This is a genomic window from Pannonibacter sp. I15F10I1, assembly GCF_900185665.1.
Lineage (GTDB): Bacteria > Pseudomonadota > Alphaproteobacteria > Rhizobiales > Stappiaceae > Pannonibacter > Pannonibacter indicus.
In genome coordinates this window covers 453,168-468,228 of sequence record NZ_FYAN01000008.1, presented here as the reverse complement: position 1 = coordinate 468,228, position 15,061 = coordinate 453,168, and the positions used below count along the sequence as shown (strand labels likewise).

General features: G+C 65.7%; 16 protein-coding genes. 10 read left to right on the top strand and 6 right to left on the bottom strand.

Annotation, left to right across the window (positions count from 1 at the left end; genetic code table 11):
• Positions 1-56: 56 nt before the first annotated feature.
• The 6 genes from IF10I1_RS08030 to IF10I1_RS08005 all read right to left on the bottom strand — a co-directional run bounded on the left by IF10I1_RS08030 (position 57) and on the right by IF10I1_RS08005 (position 6,339).
• The gene (locus IF10I1_RS08030) at positions 57-1,793 is read right to left on the bottom strand and encodes an SLC13 family permease (protein WP_122520337.1); all 1,737 of its coding nucleotides are present in this window, start codon (positions 1,791-1,793) and stop codon (positions 57-59) included.
• 126 nt (positions 1,794-1,919) lie between these two features.
• Positions 1,920-3,032: a sulfate/molybdate ABC transporter ATP-binding protein gene (locus IF10I1_RS08025; RefSeq protein ID WP_050472732.1), complete on the bottom strand. Its 1,113-nt coding sequence runs from the start codon at positions 3,030-3,032 to the stop codon at positions 1,920-1,922.
• A 13-nt stretch (positions 3,033-3,045) separates the two neighbouring features.
• Positions 3,046-3,915 carry a sulfate ABC transporter permease subunit CysW gene (gene cysW / locus IF10I1_RS08020; protein WP_050472731.1) on the bottom strand — a complete coding sequence of 290 codons (870 nt, stop codon included), beginning with the start codon at positions 3,913-3,915 and terminating at the stop codon, positions 3,046-3,048.
• Positions 3,902-4,759, bottom strand: a complete 858-nt coding sequence (cysT, locus tag IF10I1_RS08015; RefSeq protein WP_050472730.1) for a sulfate ABC transporter permease subunit CysT — start codon at positions 4,757-4,759, stop codon at positions 3,902-3,904. Before cysT ends, cysW begins: the two co-directional genes overlap by 14 nt.
• Positions 4,760-4,765: 6 nt before the next feature.
• The gene (locus IF10I1_RS08010; protein WP_186424430.1) at positions 4,766-5,788 is read right to left on the bottom strand and encodes a sulfate ABC transporter substrate-binding protein; all 1,023 of its coding nucleotides are present in this window, start codon (positions 5,786-5,788) and stop codon (positions 4,766-4,768) included.
• Between the two features lie 98 nt (positions 5,789-5,886).
• On the bottom strand, positions 5,887-6,339 hold the full coding sequence (locus tag IF10I1_RS08005) for an Rrf2 family transcriptional regulator (protein ID WP_186424429.1): 453 nt from the start codon (positions 6,337-6,339) through the stop codon (positions 5,887-5,889).
• Positions 6,340-6,590: 251 nt separating this feature from the next.
• On the opposite strand from IF10I1_RS08005, the gene IF10I1_RS08000 reads away from it, so the two are divergent.
• The 10 genes from IF10I1_RS08000 (at position 6,591) to IF10I1_RS07955 (ending at position 15,021) form a co-directional block, all read left to right on the top strand.
• Entirely contained in the window at positions 6,591-7,061 is a 471-nt protein-coding gene (locus IF10I1_RS08000) for an Lrp/AsnC family transcriptional regulator (RefSeq protein ID WP_019966450.1), read from the top strand.
• A gap of 127 nt (positions 7,062-7,188) precedes the next feature.
• On the top strand, positions 7,189-7,809 hold the full coding sequence (locus tag IF10I1_RS07995) for an alpha/beta hydrolase (protein WP_186424428.1): 621 nt from the start codon (positions 7,189-7,191) through the stop codon (positions 7,807-7,809).
• A complete protein-coding gene (locus tag IF10I1_RS07990) occupies positions 7,806-8,090 on the top strand; it encodes a hypothetical protein (RefSeq protein WP_186424427.1) in 285 nt (94 codons plus the stop codon). Before IF10I1_RS07995 ends, IF10I1_RS07990 begins: the two co-directional genes overlap by 4 nt.
• Before the next feature lie 167 nt (positions 8,091-8,257).
• Positions 8,258-8,716, top strand: coding sequence for an Rrf2 family transcriptional regulator (locus IF10I1_RS07985; protein WP_019966447.1), 459 nt, complete (start codon positions 8,258-8,260; stop codon positions 8,714-8,716).
• 49 nt (positions 8,717-8,765) lie between these two features.
• Positions 8,766-10,148 carry an FAD/NAD(P)-binding protein gene (locus IF10I1_RS07980; protein ID WP_186424426.1) on the top strand — a complete coding sequence of 461 codons (1,383 nt, stop codon included), beginning with the start codon at positions 8,766-8,768 and terminating at the stop codon, positions 10,146-10,148.
• Positions 10,149-10,252: 104 nt separating this feature from the next.
• Positions 10,253-10,816, top strand: coding sequence for an NAD(P)H-dependent oxidoreductase (locus IF10I1_RS07975; protein WP_123194585.1), 564 nt, complete (start codon positions 10,253-10,255; stop codon positions 10,814-10,816).
• Between the two features lie 65 nt (positions 10,817-10,881).
• Complete coding sequence (locus tag IF10I1_RS07970) at positions 10,882-11,859, top strand: aliphatic sulfonate ABC transporter substrate-binding protein (RefSeq protein ID WP_186424425.1); 978 nt, start codon at positions 10,882-10,884, stop codon at positions 11,857-11,859.
• Positions 11,860-11,891: 32 nt separating this feature from the next.
• On the top strand, positions 11,892-13,067 hold the full coding sequence (ssuD, locus tag IF10I1_RS07965; RefSeq protein ID WP_186414995.1) for an FMNH2-dependent alkanesulfonate monooxygenase: 1,176 nt from the start codon (positions 11,892-11,894) through the stop codon (positions 13,065-13,067).
• Positions 13,068-13,253: 186 nt separating this feature from the next.
• On the top strand, positions 13,254-14,108 hold the full coding sequence (locus IF10I1_RS07960) for an ABC transporter permease subunit (protein WP_208977170.1): 855 nt from the start codon (positions 13,254-13,256) through the stop codon (positions 14,106-14,108).
• Entirely contained in the window at positions 14,095-15,021 is a 927-nt protein-coding gene (locus IF10I1_RS07955) for an ABC transporter ATP-binding protein (protein ID WP_186414996.1), read from the top strand. The genes IF10I1_RS07960 and IF10I1_RS07955 overlap by 14 nt, the downstream gene beginning before the upstream one ends.
• Positions 15,022-15,061: the final 40 nt, after the last annotated feature.

The window sequence follows — 15,061 nt, the reverse complement described above, 5'->3', positions numbered from 1 at the left end:
GACAGGAAGCGTCAGCTGCAACAGCGGCGCGCGGCCTTCCCCACAGCCTAAAAGCCTCAAGTCCAGAACAGGGCGAGCCCGGCAATGGCACCGGCACAGGCGGCCAGCGTCACCGGCCAGCCTGCCTTGAGGAAATCGGCAAAGCGGTAACCGCCGAGCCCATAGGCCAGCGTGTTGTTGTGGTGGCCAACGGGGGTGAGGAAGTCGAGCGAGGCGCCGAAGGCAACGGCCGCCAGCAGCGGCGCAGGCGGCAGGCCAAGGCTCGCTGCCGTCTGCAGGGCAACGGGGGCAAGGATCGCCGCCGTTGCGGCATTGTTGACGAGCGGCGTCATGACGAGGGCAATCACCAGCATGGCGATGGCAGCGGGCAGCAACTGGCCCGGCACCAGATGCACGGCCAGCGCTTCGGCCAGCATGGCAGCCGTGCCGGTCGTCTCCATGGCATCACCAAGCGGCAGCATGGCGGCCAGCAGCAGAATGATGGGCCAGTTGAGGGACTTCAGCGCCACCCGCAGATCGAGATGGCCGAGCAGTGCCAGAACCAGCACCGTGCCGCCAAGGGCTGCCTCCGGTGTCACATAGCCGGTGGCGGCCACCACAAGCCCGGCCACGAACAGCACCAGCGGCACCGGTGAGGCCTGCGGCACGGACTCCGGAGTGGTAGCGGATGCGGCCTCCACCACGATCAGGCCGTGATCCTCGGCCAGTTGCCGTGCGGCGCCAGCTGCACCGCAGAGCGTCAGCACATCGCCGGTCAGAAGCTGCAGGTCCGCCAGCCGCCCTTCGTGCCGCCGCCCGTGGGTGGTGACGGCAGCGGGGCGCAGGTCCAACTCCTCAAGGTCTGCAATGGCGGCGATGCGCGATCCGGCAAGGCTGCTGTGCGGCATCACCGCAAGCCGTGTCAGGGCTTCACCGGGCTCCGGCTTGACCGCAGGCGCAAGGCGGCCTTCCGCAATGAGCGGCGTGAACAACCGGGCCCGAGCTTCGGCAAAGACGAGATCACCGGGCAGAAGCTCCGTCTGCGGGCGCAGCGGAAACACATGCGCCTCCTGCCGGATGACGGAGATGATCCGGCCCTGCAGCCGTGCAGCAAGACCCTCCACCGTTTCCCCGCCTTGCGTCACGGCAAGCTCACGCACGTCGAACAGATCGTCTTCCGGACCGCCACCGGCAGCACCAGCGGGAACCAGCGGAAAGATACGCGGGCACCAGAAGAGGAGGACGGCCAATCCGGCGGCAGCAATCACGGCGCCGGCGGGAAACAGCGAGAGGAACGGCAGCCCCTGCCCCGTCGCCGCTTTCAGCGTGTTGCTGACGATGAGGTTGGCGGGCGTGCCGATGAGCGTGCAGACACCGCCGAGCAGCGTTGCGAAAGCCAGCGGCATCAGCATGGCGCGGCTGTCGTATCCGCCGGTCTGCGACAGGGAGAACACCAATGGCAGCAGCAGGGCCATGGCGCCGATGTTGTTCATGACGGTGGAGAGCACCGCGCCCGTGATGCACAGGCAGGCCAGAAGCCCGGCGGGGCGCAGGCCCAGCCCGGACAGCCACTGTCCGAAGCGGATGATGATCTGGCTGCCGTGCAGGGCCTCGACGATCAGCAGCACCGCGATAACGGTGATGACCGCCGGATGGGCAAAACCGGCAAAGGCTGCGCTGGCGGGAACAAGGCCAGACACGCAGGCAAGGCCAAGCCCGGCAAGCGCAACGGTTTCGATGCGCCAGCGGTCGAGCACAAACACGGCCAGCATGCCGCCGAGAAGCGCCAGAAGAAGTCCCTGATCAAACGTCACGCCGCCCCTGCCGCCATCCTGTCCGGCTGTTCCACTGCCGCAACTCTAGCCGGGCCAGGGCAAAAGCCCAAGCCCGGCGAAAGGAACTGACGAAAAGGACTGGCGAAAGAACCCGGCAACCAGCCCTCAGCGTGATGCGGCCCGCGCGGATGCGGGGGAGCCTGCCTCCTCCCCGGCCGCACCGGAGACGGCGGCCCCGCCATTGGACGGAAACACCTTCCAGGCAAGCGGACGGAAGGAAATCTGGCTGCGCAGCGAGGCCGGATGGCCGACGGGAACGTCGATCTCCACCTTGTGGCGCGAGCCGCCGAGTTCCAGTTCAAGGCGCCGGGAGCCGGCATGGCGGCGGCTGGCGGAAACCGTGCCGGCAAAGCAGCCGCCGCAGCCCTGCGTGATGTCCACCTGATCCGGGCGGAAGAACAGTGTGCCATCCCCTTCAGCAGCGCCCTGTGCGGCAAGGCCGGTGGGCCGGTCGTCGAGCCACACCTGCCCGCCCTCGATCCGCACCGGAACCTCCGATGCCTCGCCGATGAAGCGGTGCACGAAGGGCGAGCCGGGATTGTCATAGACATCATCGGCCGAGCCCACCTGCTCGATCCGGCCCCGGCTCATCACCACGACCCGGTCGGCCAGCTCCAGCGCCTCTTCCTGATCATGGGTGACGAAGACCGTGGTGTGGCCGGTGGTGTCGTGGATCTCGCGCAGCCAGCGGCGCAGATCCTTGCGCACCTGCGCATCCAGCGCACCGAAAGGCTCATCCAGCAGCAGCACGCGCGGCTCGATGGCGAGCGCCCTTGCAAGAGCCACACGCTGGCGCTGACCGCCGGAAAGCTGCGCCGGATAGCGCTTCTCAAGGCCGGAGAGCTGCACCAGATCCAGAAGCTCCAGCGCCCGCCTGCGGATATCCTCCTTCAGCGGGCGGAAGGCGCGCGGGCGGACGGAGAGGCCGAAGCCGATGTTCTCCAGCACGGTCATGTGCCGGAACAGGGCATAATGCTGGAAGACGAAGCCGATCTGCCGCTCCTGCACGCTGCGGCGCGACGCGTCCTCCTTGCCGAAGAAGATCTGGCCGCTGCTGGGTGCTTCAAGCCCGGCAATCAGCCGCAGCAGCGTGGTCTTGCCGGAGCCGGATGGCCCCAGAAGGGCGATGAGTTCGCCGGAATGAATGTCCAGAGACACATCCTCCAGCGCATTGGCGGCACCGAAATCCTTGCGGATGTTGCGGATGGAAAGCTCCATGGGTCAGGCTCCATCAATGGCCGCGCGAGGCGGACAACTGTCCGGCATAGCGCAGCTCGATTGCGGTCTTGAGGATGAGGGTCAGCAGCGCCAGACCGGCCAGCAGCGAGGCAACGGCAAAGGCAGCGGCAAAATTGTATTCGTTGTAGAGGATCTCGATGTGCAGCGGCATGGTGTTGGTCACGCCGCGAATGTGGCCGGAGACCACCGACACAGCCCCGAACTCGCCCATGGCACGGGCATTACACAGCAGCACACCATAGAGCAGGCCCCAGCGGATGTTCGGCAGCGTCACCCGCCAGAAGGTCTGCCAGCCGCTGGCCCCGAGGCTGAGCGCAGCTTCCTCATCGCCCGTGCCCTGCTCCTGCATCAGCGGGATCAGCTCCCGTGCCACGAAGGGAAAGGTGACGAAGACCGTCGCCAGCACAATGCCCGGCACGGCAAAGAGGATCTCGATGCCATAGCCCTTCAGCCAGGGCCCGAGCACGCTTCCGGAGCCGAAAAGCAGCACGTAAACCAGCCCCGAGATGACCGGAGACACGGAGAACGGCAGATCGATCAGCGTGATCAGGAATGCCTTGCCCTTGAACTCGAACTTGGCGATGGCCCAGGCCGCCGCCACGCCGAAGACCAGATTGAGCGGCACGGCAATGGCCGCAACCAGCAGGGTCAGGCGGATGGCGGACAGAGCATCCGGATCCTGCAGGGCAGACACCCAGGCCCCCGGCCCGTTGCGGAAGGCTTCGCTGAAGACCGCAAGCACCGGCAGAGCCAGAAACACCGTCAGGAACAGCAGGGACAGAAGCACCAGCAGCAGCTTGGCCAGGGGGCTTTCGCTGATGGGTGAGGAGCGGGTCAGAAAGGCAAGATCAGCCATGGCCATATCTCCGGCGGCTCCAGGCCTGCGTCAGGTTGATCACCAGCAGCATGACGAAGGAGATGATCAGCATCAGCGCGCCAATGGCCGTCGCTGCGCCATAGTTGAATTCCTCAAGCCGGATCACGATCAGCAGCGGCGCGATTTCCGTGACATAAGGAATGTTGCCCGCGATGAAGATCACCGAGCCGTATTCCCCTGCCCCGCGGGCAAAGGCGAGCGCAAAGCCGGTGAGGCTGGCAGGCAGCAAAGCGGGCAGAAGCACGCGGAAGATGGTCTTGAACCGGCCTGCCCCAAGGGTCGCCGCCGCTTCCTCAACTTCCCGGTCCAGATCCTCCAGCACCGGCTGCACCGTGCGCACCACGAACGGCAGCCCGATGAAGACCAGAGCAATGACCACCCCCGGGAAGGCATAGGCGATCTTGATGCCATAGGGCGCCAGCAGCGCGCCAATGGGGCCGTTGGGGGCATAGATGGCCGTCAGCGCGATGCCCGCCACAGCCGTCGGCAGGGCAAAGGGCAGATCGACGATCGCGTCGATCACACCGCGCCCCGGAAAGCGGTAGCGCACCAGCACCCAGGCGGTGATCAGGCCGAAGACCAGATTGATCAGGGCAGCGATGAAAGCCGCCTCGAAGCTGACCCGCAAGGCCCCGACCGTGCGCCGGTCGGTGGCGATGCGGATGAATTCGTCAAGCCCCAGCCCGGCGGCGCGCCATGCAAGCGCCGCAAGTGGAATGAGGATGATCAGCGTCAGGTAGGTCACCGTGTAGCCGAGCGTGAGCCCGAAACCGGGAAGCACGCTCGGCTGACGGAACCGCCACCGCGCCTGTGGAGTGATGGCTGCCATCTGTTCTTACTGCGCCGGCTTGTAGATCTGGTCGAAGATGCCGCCGTCACCGAAGAATTCGGGCTGCACCTTGGCCCAGCCGCCGAAATCCTCGATGGTGACGAGTTCGACTTCGGGGAAGCGCTTCAGATCCTCCGGATCGGCCAGCTCAGGGCTCGCCGGACGGTAGTAATGCTTGGCTGCAAGGGCCTGCCCCGCCGGGGAATAGAGATAGTCGAGATAGGCCTTGGCCACCTCTTCCGTGCCCTTTGCCTTGGCATTGCCCTCAACCAGCGCCACCGGCGGCTCCGCCTTGATCGAGATGGACGGAACGATGATCTCGAACTGATCCGGACCCAGCTCTGCCAGAGCCAGGAAAGCCTCGTTCTCCCAGGCCAGCAGCACGTCGCCGATGCCGCGCTGGACGAAGGTGGTGGTGGAGCCTCGGGCCCCGGTGTCAAGCACCGGCACATGGCGCAGCAGCTCGGTCACATAGTCGCGCGTCTTGGCTTCATCACCGCCATAGGTCTTCTGCGCCCAGCCCCAGGCGGCCAGGAAGTTCCAGCGCGCACCACCGGAGGTCTTCGGGTTCGGGGTGATCACCTGGATGCCGTCACGGACCAGATCCGGCCAGTCCTTGATCTCCTTCGGGTTGCCCTTGCGGACAAGGAAGACGATGGTGGAAACGTAGGGCGCGCTGTTGTTCGGCAGCAGGCTGCGCCAGTTTTCGGGGATCTTGCCGGTGGCCGAGGCGATCTCGTTGATGTCGGCCTCAAGCGCCAGCGTCACCACATCGGCTTCCAGCCCGTCGATGACCGAGCGGGCCTGCTTGCCCGAGCCGCCATGCGACATCTGCACGGTCACGTTGTCTCCGGTCTTCTCCTTCCAGAAGGCGGCGAAGGCGGGGTTGAATTCCTTGTAGAGCTCGCGGGTCGGATCGTAGCTGACATTCAGCAGCGTCACGTCTGCGGCAAAGGCCGGGGCCGGCGCTGCAAAGGCAAGCGCGAGGGCAACGGCGGCGGCGGATTTCAGAAACCTGATGCGTGTCATTTGGGGAACCTCCCTGCTATCAACGCATTTAATCTCTATCGATTTTGTCGAGTTTAAAAACAAACCGCCACTGCAATAAAGCCGAAATCGTAGAAAATTTATCCAACAAGGCGGGCTGGATTGGATTCCGGCAGCCCCTGACCCTTCAGGCAGTCGGCAATCGTGGTGTTATCGAGGATGGCGCGGTTGGCTTCGGCAACCTTCGCAAAGACCCGGCGGATCTCGCAGGCAGCCTCGTCCCGGCAGGTGTCGCAGCGCCGGTAGACCGTGCGGCTGAGGCAGGGAAGCGGCGCCAGCGGCCCCTCCACGATGCGCAGGATCTCGCCGAAGGTGATGAGGTCGGGCGACTTGCGCAGCATATAGCCGCCCGCCTTGCCGCGCCGGCTGACGACCACCCCGTTGTGCTTGAGATCCAGCAGGATCTGCTCAAGGAATTTCTTCGGAATCGCCTGGGTTTCGGCAATATCCGCCGTCAGCTGCACCTCGTCCGTCCTGTTGCGGGCGAGCGCGATGACGGCCTTCAATGCATATTGTGCCTTGAGAGATAACACGTGCGTCTCTGTTCCCCGGTCCGGGCTGCAAGGCAACCGGCCGCCGGACCATCCGGCGGGAACCACGAAGGGGCTGCCCGCATTGTAGGGCATCCGGCCGCGGAGGGAAACAGGAACACTTTTCTCCCGCACAGCCCTTTCGGGGAATTTGCAATGCTCCGCAGCGCAAGGGCGCAGAACGGAGCCAGCTTGACAGGAGCAGCTTCCCGGCGAAATATATCTACTAATTCGATATACATATTGGAGAAGGCATGTCTCTGGACCTCATCGACCGCAAGATCATCGCCGCATTGCAGGCGGATGCCACCTTGTCGATTGCCCAGCTCGCCGACCGGGCAGGCCTCTCCCCCACGCCTTGCTGGAAGCGCATCCAGAAGCTGGAGCAGACCGGCATCATCCTCGGGCGCGTCGCGCTCGTCGCGCCGGAGCGGATCGGGCTGGGTCTCACCGTTTTCGTCGAGATCGAAGCAGCGGACCACACGCCGGAATGGCGCGACAGCTTTGCCCGCATCACCGGCGCCATGCCCGAAGTCATGGAGATCCACCGCATGGCGGGGGACGCCGACTATCTGCTCAGGGTCGCCGTGGAAGACATGGCCGCCTTCGACGCCTTCTACAAGCGGCTGACGGAAAGCGTGCCGCTGAAGAATGTCACCTCCCGTTTTGCAATGGAGCGGATCAAGGCCACCACGGCCTATCCGGTCGACGTGTCGCGGAGATGAGTTTGCCCGCCGGACGGGACCGGCGGAGAACACCCATGCTCTTCGGGGCACTGCCTTTGGAATTCAAAAGTACAGCGAACCAGTAGATGATCAACACAGTGTCAACAGCAGCCATATGGAGATGGCAATGACTGTCACCCTGATCATTCCGGGCCTTGGCGGCTCCTGCAGCAATCACTGGCAGACCTGGTGGCTGAAGACGGATCCGTCGGCCATCTGGGTGGGCCAGGACGACTGGAGCGCGGCTGATCCCTATCAGTGGGACGTGACCATCGTGCGACATCTGCGCGAGCATCCCGGCGCCAATATCGTGGCGCACAGCCTTGGTGCCACGGCCATTGCCCGCGTGGCGGCGCGCTGGCCCTCGGTGGAAATCGGCACCGCCCTGCTGGTCGCCCCTGCTGATGTGGAACGCGGCACCGGCGCCCAGCGCCTCGGCCATTTCGGCCCGCTGCCGCGCGAACGGTTCGAGTTCAATGCCGCCGTTGTGGCAAGCCGCAACGATCCCTGGATGACCTTCGACCGGGCCGGCCGGCTCGCCGATGACTGGGGCGCACGGCTGATCGATCTCGGGGCTTCGGGCCATATCAATCCGGACGCCGGTTTCGGCCCGTGGCCGGTTGGCAAGACGCTGCTGACCGACCTGTCGCTGATCCCCCGCTATCCCGGCGGCCGCAGCGCGAGCCTGCGCCGCCGCACAGATGACGGACGCACCGTCACAACCCATGAGAGGAGGCACGGAACATGACCGGACGACGCATCACGGCCACCAGCCCGGCCAACGGCACCACAACGCGCAAGGACATCATGCGCCTCGCCGCCTGGATTGCCTTCGTTGCGGCCTATGCACTTGTCGTTGCCGTGCTCGCCTCCCCGCGCGGGGCCATGGCGGGCAGCAGCAGCGGGGTGCAGACAGCCCCAGCCAGCGTTCCCGCGCAGACAGCCGCCACCCGGACAGATGGCAACCTGCCGCGCACACTGGCGCTGGCCGGTTTTGCCGCTGGTTCCGCCCATGGCCCCCGGTACTGAACCTCACCGGGTAGTGCTATTCCCCCCCGCGCCGCCGGTTCCCCGGCCGCGCAGCCTTCCGCCGTGGCGGAAAGCCTTTGGTTCTGGCCAGAAAGAACAAACCGGTCTATATGGACGATCAATAAAATGGATGAATAGGGTCCATTGTCCTGCGGAGTCCGGTTTCCATGCTGTCCATGAAAGGCAAATACGGGTTGAAGGCCATGTGCCATCTGGCAGGCCTGCCCGAGGGACAGGTTGTCCAGTCGTCGGAAATTGCCGACGCCAATTCGATTTCCAAGAAGTTTCTCGATGCCATTCTGGCGGACCTGCGCCACGCAGGCTTCGTCCATGCCCGCAAGGGGCGCGGCGGCGGCTACTGCCTGACACGCCCGGCGGAAGACATCATGGTGGGGCATGTGCTGCGCGTCCTCGACGGACCGCTCGCACCCATCCACTGCGCCAGCCGCACCGCCTATCACCGCTGTCACGACTGCCCGGACGAGAACGCCTGTTCCGTGCGGCTGACCATGCTGGATGTCCGCGAGGCAATCGCCTCGGTGCTGGACACCAGATCCATCGCATCCATGCGACAGATGGCCGAGGCCGAGGAGAGCGAGAAGATCGCAGCCCTCCACGTGTCCTGATGCGAGGCACATGCCGCGCCCCGGCCGCCAGAAACCGGGAGAACGCAGCATGACGCATCACATCGCCATCATCGGGGCTGGTGCCAGTGGAACGCTGCTGGCAGCCAATCTGGACAGACTGACCGCGGGCCGCATCCGCATTTCGCTGATCGAACAGGCAGACCGCATTGCCCGCGGCATCGCTTATTCGCCCGTTGATCCGGGCCATCTTCTCAACACCCGCGTGCGCAACATGAGCGCCTATGCCGACGCGCCGGATCATTTCGGCGAATGGCTGGCCACCCGGCCCGGGGATGCAACGCCGGCCTGCTTCGTCACCCGCGCCATCTACGGCGATTATCTGGAAGCGCAGCTGCGCCCCGGACTGGAGCGGGGCAGCATCCGCCTGCATGCTGCCTCCTGCACCGCCATCGAGACCCTGCCCCGCAGCGTTGCCCTGACCCTCGACGATGGCTCCACCGTCATGGCCCATGCCGCCGTGCTGGCCACCGGCCATCCATCGGGCGCCTCTGCGGGCTCAGCCCTGTCCAACCCCTGGCACGTTCTGCCGGATATTGCCCCCGATGCCCCGGTGATCTTCATCGGCAGCGGGCTGACCATGGTGGACTGGGCGCTTTCCCTGCTCGACCGGGGCCACACGGGGCCGATGACCGCCCTGTCCCGCCACGGCCTTCTGCCGCAGGCCCACAGCAGCGCCCATCCGCTGCGGCTGTCGGCAGCCGATATTCCGCTTGGCACAAGCACGCAATTTCTCACCCGCTGGCTGCGCAAGCTTGCCGCTGAGCATCAGGCGCGAGGCGGCGACTGGCGCGAGGTGCTGGACGGCATCCGCCCGCATATCCGCACGCTCTGGCATCACCTGACGGCGGAAAACCGCAAGATCTTCCTGCGCCACCTCGCCTCTTTCTGGGAGGTGCACCGCCACCGCATGCCGCCCCAGTCTGCCGCAAGGATTGCGCAGGCCCTTGCCAGTGGCCAGCTGAAGGTGGTCAAGGGCCGTTATCTCTCTGCCCAAAGAGCCGCAGACGGCACGGTCGAGGTGTCCTATCAGCCGCGCAGCGGCGTGGTGCGGGAGCCGCAAATCCTGACGGCCGCCGCAGCCCTCGACTGCCGGGGCATCCGCCGCTCGCCGGAAACACCTTCCACGCCGCTGTTGCAGGACATCCTGGAGAATGGGACAGGCCGCATCGATCCGCTTGGCCTCGGCCTTGATTTCGACAGCGAGTCCCGCCTGCTCACCGCCAGCGGCCAGCCGCATCCCCGCCTGTTCGGCATAGGTCCGGTGACACGCGCCGCCTTCTGGGAGATCACGGCGATTCCGGAGATCCGCGAACAGGCGGCCCTTCTGGCCCGGCGCCTCAGCCAGCCGCTGGCAGGCGGCCAGACGGCAGCGGCACCGGCAAGGGGAAAGCTTCTGCTGCCGCCGGTGTGAGGGAGAACGGAGTTCTTCTCTTTGCGGCTCCGACTATGGAATGGACCGGAGGCATGAAAGTTACTTAGTCTATCTACATTATAGACCAATAACGGACATGCCTCATGACACAGCCGTCCATCGTCAGCCTCTCCGGCAGTTCGGGATCCGGGTCCAAGACCCGGGTCCTCGCCGCCACCGCCGCCCGCCTTGCCGCCGAACGTTTCGGCCGCACCACCCGGGTATATGACATCTCGGACTTCCAGCCCTTTCTCGGCAACGCCCAGCGCGCCGAGGATCTTGGCCCCGATGCCCAGACGGCTCTTGCCAGCCTGAAGGCCGCAGAGGCGGTGATCATCGCCGTACCGGTCTACAAGGGCAGCTATCCGGGCCTCTTCAAGCACCTCATCGACCTGCTGCCGGTGGACTTCTTCGCCGGAAAGCCGGTGCTGCTGACCGCCACCGGCGGCGGTGACAGGCATGCGCTGGTCATCGAGCATCAGCTGCGCCCGCTGTTCTCCTTCTTCAGCGCGCAGACGCTGGGCACCGGCGTCTATGCCAGCGAGCGGGACTATCTCGACGGGCGCCTTGTCAACGAGGCGGTGCTTGCCCGCCTCGACCAGGCCGCCGGGGAGCTTGCCCCCTTCCTTGGCCGCCCGCAGCTCAACGCCGCCGCCGTGGGCCACTAGGCCCAGCCCCATCCGCCCGCCGGAGCGGTTCTCCGGTCTTTCCCAGATGAAATGGAGCGAAATCCATGACCTTGACACTCGACCGCCGCAACGCCCTGCTTCTCGGCTTCGGCGCCTCCGCCCTCGGCCTCTTCGGCCCCTCGTTCAACGCCCGCGCGCAGACCGTGAAGGAAGTGCGCATCGGCTGGCAGAAGGGCGGCGTCGTGGCGCTGCTCAAGGGGCGCGGGTTGCTGGAAGAGCGCCTTGCCCCGCGCGGCATCAGCGTCTCCTGGGCGGAGTTCACCTCCGGCCCGCCGCTGCTGGAAGCGCTGAGCGCGGGTGCCCTCGACTTCGGCACCACAGGCGATGTGCCGCCGCTGTTTGCCCATGCGGCCCGTGGCAATCTGGTCTTTGCCGGTGCCTACACGGGTTCGGATACCGGTTCAGCCATTCTGGTGCGCAAGAACTCCGGCATCACCTCGATTGCGGATCTGAAGGGGCGCAAGCTCGCCTTCAAGCGTGGTTCCAGCGCCCATAACGTCGCCCTGCAGCTGCTGCGCACCGCAGGCCTTTCGCTGGATGACGTGGAGCAGGTGGATCTTTCCCCGCCGGACGCAGCGCCTGCCTTTGCCAATGGCTCCATCGACGCCTGGTCGATCTGGGACCCCTACACCGCCAGCGCCGAAAAATCGCCGGAGACGCAGGTGCTGGCCACCGCCGACGGCGTTATCCCGGCCTATGGCTTCCTCTCCGCCAACGGCAAGTTCGCCGAACAGAACGGCGAGCTGCTGGCCGAACTGATCCTTGCCCTGCGCGAAGTAGGCGAGGCTGCGCAGAAAGATCTGCCGGGGACCATCAAGGCCTTCGCTGCAGCCACCGGCCTGCCGGAAGACGTGCTGACCACCGTCGCCACCCGCAAGGGCCAGAACTACGGTTCCATCAGCTTCGTCGAGGAAAAGCACATCGCCTACGAGCAGGCGCTTGCCGACGATTTCCACGCCCTCGGCATCATTCCGCGCAAGCTCGACATCCGTTCGGCCGTCTGGACGCCGAAGTCCGCCTGATCCGCGGCAACACCATTCAAGGAGTCTGATCCATGTCCACGGATAAACTCGATTTCCTCTGGTTCATTCCCACTTCCGGCGACGGGCCCTATCTTGGCTCCTCGGAAGGCCATCGGGCTCCGGAGCCGCAGTATCTGAGGCAGGTGGCTCAGGCGGCCGATACGCTGGGTTATGACGGTGTGCTGCTGCCCACCGGCATCTTCTGCGAGGAGAGCTTCATCACGGCTGCCGATCTCGCCGCCCATACGGAAAGGCTGCGCTTCCTCGTTGCCATCCGCCCCGGCACGGCGTCGCCGGCCTATTATGCGCGCCTGTCCACCGCGCTTGACCGGGTGTCGAACGGCCGGCTGCTGCTCAACATCGTGGTTGGAGGCAACCCGGCGGAGCTGGCGGGAGACGGCATTTTCCAGGCCCATGACGAGCGCTATGACTTCGCCGAGGAATTCTTCACCGTCTGGGAGGATCTTCTGGCCAAGGGCGAGGCACATCTGGATGGCAAGCATGTGCGTGCCCTCAACGCCCGCCTGCCCTTCCGCCCGGTGCAGAGCCCGCGCCCGCCGCTCTATTTCGGCGGTTCATCAGATGCCGCCATCGAATTCGCGTCCGGCCGGGTGGACAAGTACCTGACCTGGGGCGAGCCGCCCGCGCAGGTGGCTGAAAAGCTGGACCGGGTGCGCGAAGCTGCCGCCCGCAAGGGCCGCGAAGTCTCCTTCGGCATCCGCCTGCACTTCATTGTACGGGAAACCGACGAGGAAGCCTGGGCAGCCGCTGACCGGCTGATCTCGAAGCTGACGGACGAGGACATAGCCAAGGCGCAGGCCTGGCTGAACAGCCAGTCGGACAGTGTCGGCCAGCAGCGCATGACCGCCCTGCATGGCGGGCGGCGGGACCGGCTGGAGGTATCGCCCAACCTGTGGGCCGGTGTCGGCCTTGTGCGCGGCGGTGCAGGCACTGCCCTTGTCGGCTCGCCGGAAACGGTGGCGGAGCGCATCCGCGAGTATCAGGCGCTTGGCATCGATACGATCGTCGGCTCCGGCTATCCGCATCTGGAAGAGGCCTACCGGGTCGCCGAACTGCTCTTCCCCGTGCTGAAGGGCTCGGCAAAGCCGCAGCAGCATATCTCGCGCTTCGAGAACATCGCCCCGCAGCGCGGCGGCACGGAGACGGCCCGGCCGGAATTCCGCCCGAAGGTGGCCAGCGCAAGCTGACACTCAAGCGCATTGGCCACACCGGTTCACCTGAGCCGGATCCGGGGCGCGGCGGGACGGTTCTCCTCCCGCCCCACCGCCGCGCCCCGCTCCTTTCTCAAGGGTCAGAGAGAGAACAGAACCATACGCCCGAAGACCCTCAGACGTGAGTGAACCAACCGCCGGACAGAGAAAAGGACATCTCTCATGAGCACCAGTGATCTCATCTACGCCGGGGATCTTCCCTCCCGCCCGCAGCTGCGGCCCGGCGCCTTGTGGCAAAGCCTCAAAACCTTGACGCGCCCGCTGGCTGCCCTTGTGCCCTATATCTTTCCCGTGGGCGTGCTGCTGCTGTGGGAAGCAGCTGCTGCCGCCGGGCTGCTGCCCGACACCTTGATGCCGCGCCCCAGCGCGGTCGCCGTCTCGGCCTGGGAAACGCTCATCAGCGGCGAACTCTTCACCCATCTCGGCGTCTCGGCCCTTCGCGCCCTGTCCGGCCTTGCCATCGGCGGCAGCATCGGCTTCCTCCTCGGCCTTGCCAACGGGGTGAGCCCGCTGTTCCGCGAGGCGACGGACACCACCTTGCAGATGATCCGCAACATCCCCAATCTCGCCCTGCTGCCGCTGGTCATCGTCTGGTTCGGCATTGGCGAAGGGGCGAAGCTGTTCCTCGTGGCCATCGGCGTGTTCTTCCCTATCTATCTCAACACGCTGCACGGCATCCGCAATGTGGACCAGCAGCTCATCGAAATGGGCAGCGCCTATGGCATGAAGCGAACGGAGCTGTTCCGCAAGATCCTGCTGCCCGGCGCACTGCCCTCCGTCTTCGTCGGCCTGCGCTATGCGCTCGGCATCATGTGGCTGACGCTGATCGTCGCCGAAACGCTCTCGGCCTCATCCGGCCTTGGCTACATGGCGATGAAGGCGCGCGAATTCATGATCCTCGAAACCGTCGTACTGTCGATCATCCTCTATGCCCTGCTCGGCAAGCTGGCGGATTCCATCACCCGCGCGCTAGAACGCCGCGCCCTTGCCTGGAGCCCCGCCTATGCCTCATCCTGACGGACACTTCCCGGCCTTCCTTGATGGCCACCCGGCAGCCGCACTCGCTGCCGCCGCCCTTCCGGAAGGCTATCTGCACGTGTCGAGCCACCAGCCGGAAGAGAATCAACCGGACGGACTGGATGACAAGCGTCCCGCAGACGGCGCCGCCATCCGCGTGCGCGGCCTCACGAAAAGCTTCGGCGGCCTGACCGTTCTCGAGAGGCTTGACCTTGATGTTGTTCCGGGTGAATTCCTCGCCATCGTGGGCAAGAGCGGCTGCGGCAAGAGCACCCTGCTGCGGCTTCTGACCGGCCTCGACACACCCACCGGCGGCAGCATCGCCGTTGACGGCAAGGCCCCTCAGAAGGGCTCGGACGACATCCGCCTCATGTTCCAGGAACCGCGCCTCCTGCCGTGGGAGAAGGTGGCCGGAAACGTCGCCATCGGCCTCAGGCACGGCCTTGATACCGGAAACACCGGTCAGTCCGCCGCAACAGGCGCAGCCGCAAGACGCACCGCCACCCTGCCCCAGCCCGTGGCCGAAGCGCTGGAGGCTGTCCAGCTCTCGGACAAGGCCCATGTCTGGCCCTCCACCCTGTCCGGCGGGCAGAAGCAGCGTGCAGCCCTGGCCCGCGCCCTCGTCAGCCACCCGCGCCTGCTCGCCTTCGACGAGCCCCTGGGCGCCCTCGATGCGCTGACACGGCTGGTGATGCAGGAGCTGATCCTCAAGGTGAAACAGCAGACCGGCTTCACCGCCATCCTCGTCACCCATGACGTGGCCGAAGCCGTGGCCCTCGCCGACCGGGTGATCGTGCTCGACGAAGGCCGCATCAAGGCCGAATTCCCCGTCCCCCTCCCCCACCCGCGCCCCAAGGCTGGCACCGAAGCTGCCCGGATCGAGGCGCAGATCCTGGCGGCGATTTTCGGGTGATGGCGTAAAGGAGCACGAAGCCCTTTCCTTCAGCCCGCCC